This is a genomic window from Flectobacillus sp. (assembly GCF_049240685.1).
Classification (GTDB): domain Bacteria; phylum Bacteroidota; class Bacteroidia; order Cytophagales; family Spirosomataceae; genus Flectobacillus.
Genome location: NZ_JBMLSD010000384.1, coordinates 1 through 15,474, shown reverse-complemented (window position 1 = coordinate 15,474; position 15,474 = coordinate 1). Strand labels below are relative to the sequence as shown.

Here is a 15,474-nt window from a genome sequence, read left to right as displayed (position 1 = left end):
TACAATAATCATGCAGCATTCAAAAGGAATTCATGAGATACATAAAGTGCCCTTGACTAAAATACACAAAACTCATCACTCCTAATTACTGGACAAAAAGAGAAAAGGTATTTAGACTTTTTCAATGAATCTTTAAAAACAGTTTAAAACTGTTAAAAAAATGAGTCCAAGACTAAGTCTTGAACTAGTTACTTCAATTTTGTCCAGTAATCAGTCATCACTCATAATTACTCCTTTATCACCTTACGGCTAAAGGTTTTATCTCCAACGGTCAGTTGCAGAAAATAAACTCCTGTAGATAATGTACTGATATTCAATTGACCTTCATGCGCTTGGGAACGAGTCATATTATGTTGCACCTCTAGCACTCGTCCTTGGGAATCACTCAGGCGTAAGTCGTAAGAAGCAGGCTTATCGGTTCTAACTTTCCATGTCAAATAATCTGAAGTTGGCACTGGGAATACCTCTACAAGAATACCGCTTTCCTCCTCTATACCTAATACCAATACCGTAACTTTGGCGGTACCACTTACTGTACCTGTACCGCAGATATTTTTTACTTCTGAAAGTGTATAAGAGGTTGTGGATAAAGGATTTACCGTAATCTCAAATGGCGTTTTCTGAGCAGTAAATTCTTGTCCGTCCGACAATTTAAAAGTCCATGGAGCATGAGAACCCAAGTCTACCTTCAGCTTAGCTTCCTTGCCATAATCAATCGACTGGTCGCCTGAGATACTGGCTGTGGCGGGGATGTTGGCCAAGGTTTTAATCTGGATACTCTCTGTATAATCCAAACATTTCCCACGTTGAATTAATGCACGGTAGGAACCACTGCTGTTAGCCTGTAAACTGCTTTGATTAGCACTTAATATATTTACTTTATCTTGTTGCCATTGGTAGAACAGCGTATCAGCAGGCACTTGGTCGATGTTTAACTTAGCAAATTTACCTTCACAAAAGATTGTAGAATCGACTGTAGTAACTCGATTGGGAATATCAGTATGCTTTAGTGTTACCTTTTCGGATAAGCCTACACAAGTATTTCCATCGGCTGATTTATACTGTACTTTTAACTGATAAACCCCTGGCGAGTTAACTAGTAAATTTGGGGTCGTATTTGTCGTTTTTCCATCTTTTATCCAATCGTAGGTAAACCTAGCACTTTCCCCTTCAAAATTAACATTTGCTTTTAACGTAATTCTATCTCCCTTACAATAGTTCAGAGAATCAGAAGGTAGTATGGCCGTTTCCAAGCTATTGAGCTTAAAATAAACTGCTGGAGCAACAAGTTCGCATCCTCCTAGCATGGCAACTGACACCCGATAAAGTCCATCTTCCGAGATAGTATGTTTCTCGAATTCCTCTAGTTCTTGATACGTAGCAATCAACTTATTGTCTTTAAAAACTCTGTATTCAAGTATCCATGAACTCTTATAGCCCATTCTGTATGGTTGTATTTTGCTAGCACAAACAGGTGTAGTACCACTTATATTGGCTCTTTTTGTGTACCCTGGTATATCATAATAAACCCTTAGTAAAGATTCGTTAGATGCTTTGATCTCAAAGCTTTCGGAGCGCATTACACAATTTTGCTTATCGGTATAAGTAACGTTTAGTTCTAAATAGTATTCACCTGCTTTAAGCCCCGATACCCAAGTTTGAGTATTACTAGAGACTTGAAAATATATGTTCGAAAATTGAGGATCTGTCCAGTGTGATACAATAGCCGACCCATTATGTTCTATTTTACAAATCAGCTTTTTATTTCGATACCAAGTTGCCACAAAGGACTTAATTGGCGCATCATTCTGACTATATAAAAATGGAAATGAGGCCGAATATGAGCTTACAGTGTAGCCGTCACATAATGTTTGCCCAGATGAAATGTTCAAATCATTTAGGACGTATTTTACGTCAATAAAAGGAGATTGTTTTTTGTAATGATAGGTATCAGAAAATCCCCAGCAAGTATCCTTTGTGATTTTTACATGGTAATTACCTTCTTGAGATATCTTAATACTGCTACCTGCTTCATTGATGGGTTTTCCATTAAAATACCACTGATACTTCCAAGAACTGTATCTATCAACATCCACTAAATCAAGGTATCGCCCTTCCTCGGTACAGTCTTTCGTAAAAGCCCTACGATAATCAGTAATATAAAATTTTACTTTATTTGTGGGAGCTGTAGTTAGTTTAAATGTATCCGAAATAGACTCACATGAACCCGTTTTTAGCTTAACTTGATAATTACCTTCAATACCTTCGGGGATATAATTAGACGTAGTATTTGCCAATATCCTACCGTTTCTCATCCATTGATAGGTATATGGGATATTATAGTAAACATTATTAGAGGCATACAAAGATGTTCTTACGCCACAATAAATCATATTCTTACCACTGATGTAAACAGGTGGGGCGACTTTCAGTTTGATATCGATTGGGGAGCTCTCTGCAAAACATCCATTTGAAAGTGGATATAAAAATTTATAGGTTCCGTCTTGGGTTGCTTTATAGGTAGCTCCATTACTATTATTGATCAATTGATTGTTACGAATCCAGGCTCCTTGTTTATCTTGATTGTACTTTACCAATAAAACTGAGTCACAGCCTACGATTGTATTGTTACGCCATATTCCATAATTTGGATAAAATGAAGCATTTTCATTTTCATTCTTAAAGTAGAAATACGCACTTTTTTTAGCAGATACAATCGCACCATCTTCTGTTGATATCCAAATATCCAAGGAAGAAGTTCTGTATTGTGGCGTTTTTACTTTTATAGGAGAGCTTGTTCCCACTCCAAGAATACCTACGTCGCTATTTACTACGAATTTTGTACCTACAGGGAAACTTCCAATAATTCTAAATGCTAAATCGACCCAAGTATTGGGACAACTATTTTCAATGATACGTAATGGAGGATAGTCGAGCACAATACCTCTATAAGTAGCATCCTTTTTAAGACTTAACACTACTTTAGCGGTAGATTGACAGCTTGAAGAACCCTGCCCTGTAATACCTTTTATAGTGTAGGTTCCCGCATTTTTAGCCTCGAAGTGGTCTATCGAAACGGGATAATTCCAATTAAGTGTTCTTTCATACATATCAGGTCCCGAATAAGAGATATACTCAATGAAAGTTTGATTGGGTCCTGTCTTATTGGATATTGTAGGAAAAATAAATTGTGAATTCTCAACAACTTCTATAGATGAAGGATATTGCAATTTTACGCCAAGATTAACTACAACATTAATGGTTTCCACAATCTTACAAGTACTATTTTCTTGCAAAAAACTTACGGTATAAACTCCAGCCGCTGCTTTTGTTATATCAGGAATACTAGGGCTAGCAAGATTCGAACTAAATTGATTAGGGCCATTCCATGAATAACTTCCTTTGCCCCCATTTTTATTGAGAACTAGGGTTGAGCCACTACATAAAATCACCTCTGAGTCGTTCTTTAAAACACTTTCTACTTTGGGTGTTAAAAAAGTGCAATTATCACTATTGGTAATAAGCACCTGAAAACCATAAGAGGTGGCAGAGGGAGGAACACTAATTTTCGCATCGGTTAGGTGTACTTGAGGGATTCCATTTTTCATCCATAAATACCTCATGCCATCTTCCTTGTCAACCTCCAAAGATTGCGTATTATTTACACCACAAACTGTTTTAATTTCTTGCGATTTAATTTCAGAGACTTCCACTGTAATGGTATCGCTAAAATAAGTACATTGATTTCTTGTATATTCTGCCCAATATTTCCCGGGGTCTTTCGCTTCTAAACTACAATTTATTCCCTCCTTTCTAGAAATTACCACACCATCTTTCTTCCATACAACATCTCCTACTACACAAGTAGTCATGGATAATTTCGTATATCCTCCTTTACAGATTTTTCTAATCTTTTCACTCCCTAAGCTAGTAAAGAAACCAATAGTAGGCTTTATGGTTAAAGGTGAGCTTTCATAGTTACAGCCTGTTACTAAATCTCTAGCCTTAATTATATAATTTCCAGCTTGTGGATTAGCAAAGAAAAAGGCTTTACTAACAAAATTACCATCTCTATACCACTCAACTGCCCAGGAATTTCCAGTATAACGAATTGGGGAAATAGTTAAATTAGGATTACCACAACCTTGCCAAAGGTCGTAATATTGATCTATACCTACAGGAAGCACACCACCTGCATTTTGAGATACTTTTAGTGTGTCGTAATTTACACATTCGCCCTGTTTCGATTCTAATACATAGGTACCTAATCCTTGAGGGTCTATCCTGTTTGTAGTGGAACTTAGATCAAGATAAGGCTGTCCATCTTTATACATTTTCTTTTCGCCATCTGCACTCAGCGTAAAGTAGTATGAAATATTCTTATCGCATAGCTTAAACTCTTTTGTATCGTAACTTAGATTGTTGAAGAACACTCCTAAATTAGCATTAGGCTTGGGCGACGATATGACAGTTTTCTTTGGGGAGACCCCTGAGCATACGCCAGATGCTACAGCATATTGATAGACTCCGGGCTGAGTAACTTTGTATTGAGTTGACGTGGCTCCTTCTATTGGTGCGCCATCTTTATACCATTGATAGGTGATGTTTGCTCCTAAATTTTGATAAGGAGCCGTTTTCGCATCCAAGACTAGCTCACCTCCTTTGTCACAGAGTTTTAATGGCTCTATGATGTTGTCTTGATAGAATTGGGCACTGATACTTCTAATATCTTTTCGAGTATATATTTGACTTTTATACTGACAGGTCGGAGTCGAGATAGTAGCAAAATATTCTCCAGCGTCTAGTGTCGAAATACTTGAACCCTTCCCAACCTCTTTTCCATTTTTGTACCAAGTAATAAGAGTCTCATTGGCAAATCCAGCAGTATCTACCCTCAATTTACTTACTGTACCTTCACAAGTTTCGAAATTATACCAATCGTATTCACCACTCCAGTTAAATGAATAATAGTTTCCAGTTCCATAGACTGATATCCTGTAAGGGCAATCTGGATTACTAAATTTCACTTCGACAGAATCCTGTGCAACACAATTGTATTTATCTCTAGTTGTGAGTTTATAAAAGCCTTGTGAAGACTTGTTGATATTTTCTACAAAAACATAGTTGTCATAGGCTATAAATCCATTAGGGCCAGACCACGAATACCAACATCCCTCCGCTCCTTCAGCATACAAGTGTTGCCTCCCACCAAAGGTAGAGCTATATTTATAGGTTATTTTTGTTGGAATAAGCTTTCCTACCGTAACAATAAATGTGTAAATAGTTTCCCCATCGATTAGAACCTTATAGGTACCATTATGCTTGGTAGGGTCTGCTGCCTCAGAGATAGTGATAGTCTTATTTCCTTTTTGGTTAAAACCATTAGGACCCGACCATTCGTAGGTTGTACCTTGCAAAGGTGAAGTCAAACTTATTTTTGTTCCTGTACAAAAAGTATTGAAGCTATAATTCGTTTGTCCATACGCCAATACTTTAAACAGCAATAAAAAAAGAATGATGTAGATTTGTTTCATAATATCATGTTGAATTTTAGACTACAAAGAAATGAAGTTTTTGTCTCGATAAAAAACTTATTCTTCATTCAAAATCAAAAAAGGCTCAGTGATGTCAGTCACCAAGCCTTTCTGGACAATATAGGTTAATTTTGCGTTAAGCCTTGGACTTACAATAATCATGCAGCATTCAAAAGGAATTCATGAGATACATAAAGTGCCCTTGCCTAAAATACACAAAACTCATCACTCATAATTACTCCTTTATCACCTTACGACTAAAGGTTTTATCTCCAACGGTCAGTTGCAGAAAATAAACTCCTGTTGGCAATGTACTGATATTCAATTGCCCTTCGTGCGCTTGAGAACGTGTGGTATTTTGTTGCAGTTCCAGCACTCGTCCTTGGGTATCACTCAGGCGTAAGTCGTAAGAAGCAGGCTTATCTGTTCTAACTTTCCATGTCAAATAATCTGAAGTTGGCACTGGGAATACCTCTACAAGAATACCGCTTTCCTCCTCTATACCTAATACCAATACCGTAACTTTGGCGGTACCACTTACTGTACCTGTACCGCAGATATTTTTTACTTCTGAAAGTGTATAAGAGGTTGTGGATAAAGGATTTACCGTAATCTCAAATGGCGTTTTCTGAGCAGTAAATTCTTGTCCGTCCGACAATTTAAAAGTCCATGGAGCATGAGAACCCAAGTCTACCTTCAGCTTAGCTTCCTTGCCATAATCAATCGACTGGTCGCCAGAGATACTGGCTGTGGCTGGGATGCTGGGTAGTTGGCTGACGGTTACAGATGGGGTAAAGTCGATACACTTCCCTTTTTGAACTATTGCTCGATAAGTACCCGAAGACTTTGCCTGATAAATAGACTGGGTGGCATCATTTATCGTTTGTTGATTTCTTTGCCATAGATAATAAAGTCCTTCTGAAGAAGTAGCTAACAAATCGACACCTTTTTCACCACATACGGATACCGAATCACTTGGCGTAATAGTAGTTGGTATCTCTGTATTTTTGAACAATATTTTCTTAGAAATACCCTCGCAAGTATAACCCGTGGCTGTTTGAAACTGTACCTGAAGATGGTAGACCCCTGGCGCATTCACTGCTAAGGTATGATGATTAGTTCCTACTGTTTCTCCGTCTTTAAACCATTGATACTTACTAGGATATAGATACGTTTTATAATTTACAAATGAAATATTTGTGTTTAAACCCTTGCATAATAAAACACTATCTTCTGAAATCGACAAGAGTGTTTCAATACTGTTAAACTGAAAAACTTTGGGGTCAGATTTTACAGTACATCCTCCTTGTAGTTTTATGATTACTTGATAAGTACCATTTTCAGTGACCAAATGATTTTCAAAACTCTTAGAGTCCGAATAGGTTGCCACTAACTTTTCATCTTTATAAATGCTATATTCTCTGATTTCATCTTGATAGAATGCTCTAAATGGTCTTACCTCTTTAGCACAGATTTTGTAACTATTTATTGGGGTATCACCTACGTAATCATTGCTGTAAAACGGTATATAAAACTTCGCATATTTCTGCGTAGATGCTATTGCAGAAGTAAGAATATCCAATGAGTGTGACTTATACGAACAAGTAGTGCCATCTTTAAAGTTTAATTCTAACTCGATATCATACTTTCCAGCATTTAATTGAGATAATCTCCGAAATCCGAAATTATTATTATACGAATCTAATTGAGCAGACTCTGCATCATCATGCCAATCATCTACTGGATGATAGTCTTTTTCATAGCTTAATCTATGTATCAACTTGCCATTCTTATTCAATCGAACAGTAAAGGACTTTATCCTAGGATAGTAATTAACACTATCGGGATAGATAAATCGTGCAGTGGTATAAACCGTTTGTCCATCACAAATCGACATAGTTGAAACTTCAGGATAATACCCATCATCTTGTTGATAAAAAATAAATCGATTTTTAGGTTTTTGATATGTATATGTATTGGAAACACCCCAACAACTATCCTTTGTTACTCTTACAAAAAAATCCCCACTCTCTGTCGCTTTTATGCTAGGCCCTACTTTATCTGCTAATAGTTTATTATCGACAAACCATTGATACTTCCATGTAGAGTCTCCCTGAAATAGCTGTTCCTTGAGTTGTATGCCCATTTCATTACAACTAAATGAAGCATCTGTGTTAACACTGAAAGATTGATTAATATTTAAAGGGACTTTTCCTTGGGCACTCTTCAACTTAATGGTATCCGATACAGATTCACAAGAACCCATTTTTACTTTCAGTAGATAGTTTCCTGCCCTGTTAAACAATCCACTGTAAGAAGTATCCGTTGACAAAGCTATCCCGTCTCTCATCCATTGATAGGATACATTTCTTCGATATTGAAAATTGCTACTTTCTGCTAATAATGTACTTTTACCACAAAAGATATCTTTACTTCCATCAACAACCACTTTAGGGATTTTCTTCAACACTATATTCTTAGGAGATGTTTTTGCAAGGCAACCACCTGATGATAAATAAATAACCTGATAACTTCCGCTTTGCTTTGCTGAAATCGTTTTAGCATCATTACTGGTTAGCTCATTGTTATAAGCCCACCTCCCAAAATAAGGATAGTAAGAAAACGTCATTTGAACAGAATCACACGCTGTAATTCCGGCAGAAGTGTAGAAAAAATCATTATAATTTAAATAACTTACCCATGCCGAAAAAGGATTATTATTCACTCCCCTATTCTTAATGATTCCTATCGGTGAACTTACAGACTGAGCAGAGGTTGTGATAAAGATAGACCAGTCTTTTGTACTTTCGGGCAGCTGTATTTTGATTGGACTGTTGGTACCTTCTCCCAATACAGTACTATCCATCATTACTTTAAAAATTGTATTGGGTGCGAAGTTACCCAGTTTTTCAAAAGGAATTTCAATGGAGGATAACCCACATGCTGCGGGTATTGCATCTAGTCGAGTTTGCCTTAGAATGATACTTCGGCAATCCGAAGATTTATTCATGCTAACGGTAATTTCATGCGTAAACCCACAAGTATTAGTGTCGCTCCTGATAGGAGTAATCTTGTAGATACCTGTGTTGTTTGTATTAAAATTATCAATTACTAATGGCGATGAAACTCCTTTAAGCGTATTCGAAATCCCTGGCCCTGTATAAACTACAGAGTTAATTCCAACTTGCTCAGTAGTTTTAATCAGAGGAAGAGCTAGCTGTCCTTTTTCGCATACCTCCATTGATGAAGGGTAGGTTACTTTGACAGCATTTTTTACATTTACCATTACTGTAAAAACAGCATCACATCCACCAGTAGTCGACTGATAGGTGAGGGTATAAACTCCAGCATTTGTCTTGGCTACGTTGTTAATCACAGGATTTGCACTGGTAGAAGTAAATCCATTAGGCCCTGTCCAACGATAATTACCTGATGTTGCTTGGGGATTTAGCTCAAGTAAAGAGCCCTCACAAAGACTTTTTATTTGTGGGAAACGAATACCAGTATGTAGCGCAGGGGTAAGCGCAGCACAGTATGGATTACTTATCAATACTCTGTAAGTATTTGCATCATTAATCCCTACATCTATTTTACTTTGGTTTAGTTCAGATTGTATAATACCATTTTTAAGCCATAGATAGGAAAGTCCTTTCTCCGCTTGTACTGCTAGGGTTTTGACACTCTGAGATACACAGGTCTCAACAATGCTCGGAGTTTTTACCTCTGCAGATTCAACAGTGATTGTATCAGAATAATAGGTACATGTATTTGTAGGAAATTCTATCCAATATTTACCAGGTTCATTAACCGTCAGCGAACATCCATAATTTGGATTATTAGAAGAAGGTTCATTGATTACAACCCCATCTCTTTTCCAAATTTTATACTTATAGTACAAGGAATTACAGTCGGATAGTGATATTTCAATGCTTTCTTTCCTACACAAATATCGTTTTTGAGGAGAGCTAAATGTTGCTATGACCTTATTCGATGGAATAGGTGCTTGAGAAAATGGCTTACTTTGGTATTGACACTTTGAGTTATTAACCTTAAGTACAAAACTCGCACCATCCGAGCTTGTAACAATGTTATCGGTACTAATAAGTTTTCCATCTCTGAACCACTGATAGTTTATTTTGTCCTCAAAATATTGATTATTATAAAAGTATAGTATTTTAAAATTAGTACTTGAGCAAGTAAAAGGAAGAGTCAAAACATTTTTACTAAAATCAGCCAATGGAAGAATATCATTGGCATTACCCTGTACTATTTTTATGCTATCATAGGCAATACACTCCCCTTGTGTGGCTTTAATTACATAAAGCCCATACTCGCGAATGCTAAACATATCAGAAGAATAGGTTTGATTTCCATTCCTATAAACAGTAAATGCCCCATCTGCTTTAGCACTTAAGGAATGCCAATCGGTTTTTATATCACATACTTTTACTACGTTAGAATCAATGATACTCCCACCTGTATAGTATGAAATATTTGCCCTAATCTTGTCGGTAGACTTGATTATTTTTTTTGTAGAAGTTCCAACACAATTACCTGATACAATTTTAAAACTATAATTACCCTCTGAGGTAACATCAAATGTTGAACCATTAGCATTCGGAATTGGTGAGTCATTTTTATACCACTGAAAGGAAGGCGATGAGGCATTAATTCCATTATTATTATTTACTAGTGCCCCTTTCAACTGCACAACTCCTCTTTTGTTACACAGTAGTAATGAATCACTTGATGTATTATTTGGAAAGTAAACACTGAGCCCCTTTGTATTTACCCTTTTAATAGTACGTGATTTAAATTCACACGTAGGAGTCTGTAAAAGGGCATAGTAAGTACCTTCTTCTGCTATTGAGATACTTGTAGAATTTAAAAAAACTTTCCCATCTTTATACCAGATTACTTTCCAATCGCCCAAAAACGAGGCAGTAGATACAGTTAAATTAGATTTTGAATCTTCACAAGTTGAGATAATATACGGATCTGGATATCCACCGGGGAGTGTCGTAACTGGGCCTCCCTCCTGTTGGTAAGATACAGATAAATCACCGATACAATCTTTCCCTTCAAATTTCAGATTAATAGAGTCTTTTAGAATACAGCCATATTGGTCTCTTGCGGTAACTTTATAATATCCACTATTGTTTGATTGGGGCAGGAGTATCTTTACTGTCTCTCCAAGTGCAAAATAGTTGTTGGGTCCCGACCACTCAAAAGTACTTGCATGACTCCCAGTTACACTAAGTACTTTGTTCCCGCTTACATCAGAAGAAGTTGATATAGAAAACTTGGTAGATAAATATCGATTTATTCCGACAAAAATATGATGCTTTTGAAGCTTGTCAACCACAACGGTGTATATACCCGTATGCTTGCTAGAATCAGCAATCTCTGCAACTGTAACAGTCTGACTTCCTGTAGACTTATACCCATTAGGCCCCGACCATTCATAGGTCTTTCCTTGGATGGGCGACACTAAACTTATCCTTTGTCCTTTACAAAAGTTACTCGAACTGTAGTTGCCTTGACCATTTACGAGATGTACTGATAATAAAAAGAAAAGAATGATGTAGATTTGTTTCATAATATCATGTTGAATTTTAGACTACAAAGAAATGAAGTTTTTGTCTCGATAAAAAACTTATTCTTCATTCAAAATCAAAAAAGGCTCAGTGATGTCAGTCACCAAGCCTTTCTGGACAATATAGGTTAATTTTGCGTTATTTTAAAGTGTTAGTAATTCTTTACAACGCATCGGCAAATTTTAAACATACAGGCATCGACACTTCTATAGAATAGCCTGTGTATTTGAGCTTACCTGTTTTTTTATCTCTACTAAACACGGTAATGTTATCGCTGTCTTGATTGGCAACTACTACATAATTACCTGTTGGGTCTATCGCAAAGTTTCTTGGTGTTTTGCCTTCTACTGGTGTATTATCTACCCAAGTAAGTTTGCCTGTTTTGGCATCAATGGCATATACCGTAATACTTTCGTGTGCGCGATTGGAAGCATACAAAAATTTACCATCAGCTGAAATATGAATATCGGCATCCCACTTGAGCCCCGTATAGTCAGAAGGCACGGTCGAAATCGTCTGAATGGGTTTTAAAGCGCCTTTTTCATAACGATATGCCGTAACAGTTGCTGTTAATTCTTCAATAACGTAAGCATATTTGTTATTTGGCGAAAACACAAAATGACGTGGACCTGAACCTGGTGTCGAGCTGGTAAAGGCTGGTTTACCGGGGTTCAATAGTCCTTTCTGTGTATCTAATTTATAAGTATACACTTTATCTACACCCAAATCTGGCACAAAAACGTCGGTGTTATTGATGGCTACGTTTACCGAGTGAACGTGTGGTTTTTCTTGACGATTTTTGTTTACTGAGCTTCCTGTATGTTGAATGGTCTGGGTAGCTTTTCCGAGTGTTCCATCTGATTCGACAGGGAGAATACTCAAACTTCCTCCTCCATAATTCCCTACCATAACCCACTTGCCTGTACGGTCGGTAGTCACATGACAAGAGCCTGGCCCACCTGCTGATTGTGAATTGAGATAGGACAACACTCCTTGCTTACGGTCAAATCTGAAAGAATTTACGGTACCATCGCCATCGGTTTCGCCTACCGAATACACCATTTCTTGGGTTGGTGACACCGCAATAAAGGAGGGGTTTTTGACACCACTAACATGACTAGTATATTGCAATTTTCCAGTACTCGGATTAAAACGATACACATAGATGCCTTTGCTAGTTTTGGCAGTGTAGGTGCCCACAATCATATAAAATTCTTTGGACGCTGTTTGGGCTAGGACATTCACCATGGTAGTCATGGTAAGTCCAACGAGTAGCAATAGTTTTTTCACGGGATAGCTGAAGGTTTGACATAAAATACTTTAACAAAACGAAGTTAGTATTCTGTAGGTAAAAAATTGTACTTTATCCAATAAAAAACCACGCTCCTACTACAAGAGCGTGGTTTTTTACATTACAAATTACACTTTTAAAATATTTATCTGTATTAGGTTGTTTGCATTATGCTGTAAGCAATTTTTAAACATTAGGTCATTTTCAAATTCTCAAAATCCCTAATTTTCAAATCAGATAAATCAATGACCTCTACCTTTACCTTTGCCACGACCGCCATTCATTGGAGGAATATCAGCCACTTTGACAAAATTACCTGCCGAATCAAATATCAAGACCACTCTTGTGGTATCATTTGCGATGCCTACATACAAGTTTCCATCAGCATTGGTTCCTGCCTTCTTGATGGTATAACCAGCATAATTAGCTGTAACATAGCTAGTAACCGAAGCAGGAAGTGTTGTGATATCTACGGCAGTAAGTTTGGCTTTTTTACCATATTTTTCGATAATCTGAACAAAATTACCACTTGCATCAAACAATAATCCAGTATGTGTACTGTTCAAATATATTCCTACAACATATTGCCCTAATGAATCTGTTGCCGCAAATTTCACTTGCGCGCCTGCATAATTGGTAGTGATATAAGAAATAACCTTACTCGGTAAAGCAGTAGAATCAATAGGAGTTAATTTGCCTTTACATTTAGTTTTTGTGGTCGAATCCGCAGCAGTACGCGCAGCTGACACTTGGATTGCTTCCAAATCACCATCACTTGAAGGTGTAGCACCATCTTGTGATTGACAAGCTACCATATAAAGGCCCACGACAGCCATCAACAATAATAACAATTGTTTTTTCATGTGTACTTATTGGTTTAACTTTTTATGAGATTAAAAAATATAGTTGAAACGTTTCATAAGTACATGACTGATGGTCTACAAAAACCGTTGCCTTCTCGACAAAAATTATTCAAAAATCTCCACAGATTGTATTTCTTTGAAAAGCTCCATCAAAGATTCGCTTGGGGCTTGACCTTTTCCTTCTTTGCTATTTTTAAAATATTCTACAAAAAGTTCTTCCATACTTTTGTTGTCGATACTCACAATTTTGGAAGTACCATCATTGCCTTTTTGCAAATTTTTTACCTCAGGAATAATAGGCATCATCATCGGATGTGCCTCCATCAGCCTTTTCTTATCCGCCGATTCCAAGTAACTTTCAGTTACCATCGTAATCTGAACAATAGCGTCTTGATTGCCTTCCAACCAAGTTATAGCCTCTTCTACTTCGGTAAATTTATTACGCAACAATTTTTTCCCTTTAGTTAAAGCAATAGGTAAAAGATTGACAGGTTTCCCAGCCTGAGCCTCTACCACAACCACATATTTGGTTTGATTAGCCTCCGAAAAACTATAGGCCAACGGACTACTCGAGTAAATAATTGGGCACGGTTCTGTATCAATGGTTTGGAATCTGTGTAAATGTCCTAGGGCTACGTACTGCGTTTGAGGAGGAATATTTTCAGAATAAATCGCAGAGGCACCACCAACATGAAGTATTGGTTTTTCGTCATCTGGTTCTTCGGGTTGTTCTCCTCCATTTTTCATCATAAAAAGATGTGTTACCAAGAAATTAATCCCTTTTTCGTCGAAATATTGGTCTGCCAACTGCTTCCAGTGCTGTGCCAAATGCTGGCGAAGACTATCCTCTGTATCCTCTACTCCCAAATAAGTTTTCAAGCGTACTTCGTTGGCATAAGGTGTCAAAATCAAACGCAATGGCGTTTGCTGTTTGGGTAATGCCAGCTCTATGTATCCGTTATCTACATGCAATACCTCTATCCCTCCATCGGTCATAAACGGACGTACATAGGCGTTGGGATATCCCACAAAAATAATCCCGCAAGCACGGGCTAAGGCATCAGGCACTTCGATACGCTCAGGAGAATCATGATTACCTGCAATGGCAATTACGGCACGTGTTCCATTTTTTGACAAACGATACAAAGTAGAATACAAAAGCTCGGTAGCTTCTGACGAAGGATTAAAGTTATCAAACAAATCACCTGCTACAATCACGGCATCTACCTCCTCTTTGTCAGCAATCTCCACGATTTCAGCTAATACCTCACGTTGTTCCTCCAAGCGAGAAAACATATCCAATCTTTTACCCAAATGCCAATCGGCAGTATGTAATATTTTCATTTTAAAAATCAATTGTGTTAGATAGGGTGGCTTTCTACTTTGGGCTTTGGTTTAACTCGATATATTGAATAAGTGATTTAATTTTGTGTTTTAGGCACAAGGCAAAGAGTGTTAAAATGTTTTTTAAGTAACGATAGATATGTTTTTGCCAAATGCCCATACCTGAAAGCCGTTATCTGAAAGCACAATCTAACATTTCATTTTGAGTACTAATTTTCTTACTTTCCCCCTGTCACGGCCTTAATTAAGGTTTGTTTATCACTTACGAGTGTAATTAAAAAACTGCCAAAACCAGAAATTAATCCAATCACAAGCGCCGCCGCAAGCACCGAAAGTAGGCTTTTCCAGATGGTAGACCAGATGCTTTTTTCTTCAAAAAACTGCTTGTAGGCCCAAACCATATATACCATACTAATTAAGGAAGACATCATCGATTGGACATAAAAACCAATAATACTATTTTTTACAAAAATTAATAATGGAAACAAAAATAGCTTAATCAGCTCAGAATGTGAAATCACAAAAAGATGTAACACGATTCCTTCAACCCAATTATATCGTTCTTTTCCTAAAATCTTAACTGAGAAAAAACCATACAAAAGAATACTAAACATGAGTTGATAGGTATAATTTTCAAAAGCAAAATGTACGGCTTTTTTGACGAAGGGCATTATAGCTTTTTGTTCTTTGGTTTTCATATTTTGGAACATAATATCCATATTGAAAAGATCGTCCCAGTAATGTAGATAAATCCAAGTAGCCACCCCACCAATCAACAAAAGATAATTGACAGGATGAAAATGATTCACTCGTTTGCCCTGCACATATTCCCGTACCGAATGCCC

Annotated in this window: 6 protein-coding genes; all 6 read right to left on the bottom strand. The window is 37.1% G+C overall.

The genetic code is table 11. The features are described 5' to 3' along the window. Positions 1-227 precede the first annotated feature (227 nt). On the bottom strand, positions 228-5,534 hold the full coding sequence (locus tag ACOVQ4_RS17790) for a T9SS type A sorting domain-containing protein (protein ID WP_421821963.1): 5,307 nt from the start codon (positions 5,532-5,534) through the stop codon (positions 228-230). Positions 5,535-5,769: 235 nt separating this feature from the next. Beyond that, the gene (locus tag ACOVQ4_RS17785; RefSeq protein ID WP_421821962.1) at positions 5,770-11,133 is read right to left on the bottom strand and encodes a T9SS type A sorting domain-containing protein; all 5,364 of its coding nucleotides are present in this window, start codon (positions 11,131-11,133) and stop codon (positions 5,770-5,772) included. Positions 11,134-11,293: 160 nt separating this feature from the next. Then, a complete protein-coding gene (locus ACOVQ4_RS17780) occupies positions 11,294-12,421 on the bottom strand; it encodes a lactonase family protein (protein WP_421821961.1) in 1,128 nt (375 codons plus the stop codon). Positions 12,422-12,664: 243 nt separating this feature from the next. Beyond that, entirely contained in the window at positions 12,665-13,285 is a 621-nt protein-coding gene (locus ACOVQ4_RS17775) for a PepSY-like domain-containing protein (protein ID WP_421821960.1), read from the bottom strand. A gap of 105 nt (positions 13,286-13,390) precedes the next feature. Further along, positions 13,391-14,629 carry a metallophosphoesterase family protein gene (locus ACOVQ4_RS17770; RefSeq protein WP_421821959.1) on the bottom strand — a complete coding sequence of 413 codons (1,239 nt, stop codon included), beginning with the start codon at positions 14,627-14,629 and terminating at the stop codon, positions 13,391-13,393. A 218-nt stretch (positions 14,630-14,847) separates the two neighbouring features. Continuing rightward, positions 14,848-15,474: hypothetical protein (locus ACOVQ4_RS17765; RefSeq protein WP_421821958.1), on the bottom strand; the 627-nt coding region annotated here is incomplete at its 5' end.

Excerpts from the sequence above, each read along its gene's own strand:
- ACOVQ4_RS17775 (WP_421821960.1), bottom strand. The coding sequence starts at position 13,285 with ATGAAAAAACAATTGTTATTATTGTTGATGGCTGTCGTGGGCCTTTAT.
- ACOVQ4_RS17785 (WP_421821962.1), bottom strand. The coding sequence starts at position 11,133 with ATGAAACAAATCTACATCATTCTTTTCTTTTTATTATCAGTACATCTC.
- ACOVQ4_RS17790 (WP_421821963.1), bottom strand. The coding sequence starts at position 5,534 with ATGAAACAAATCTACATCATTCTTTTTTTATTGCTGTTTAAAGTATTG.
- ACOVQ4_RS17770 (WP_421821959.1), bottom strand. The coding sequence starts at position 14,629 with ATGAAAATATTACATACTGCCGATTGGCATTTGGGTAAAAGATTGGAT.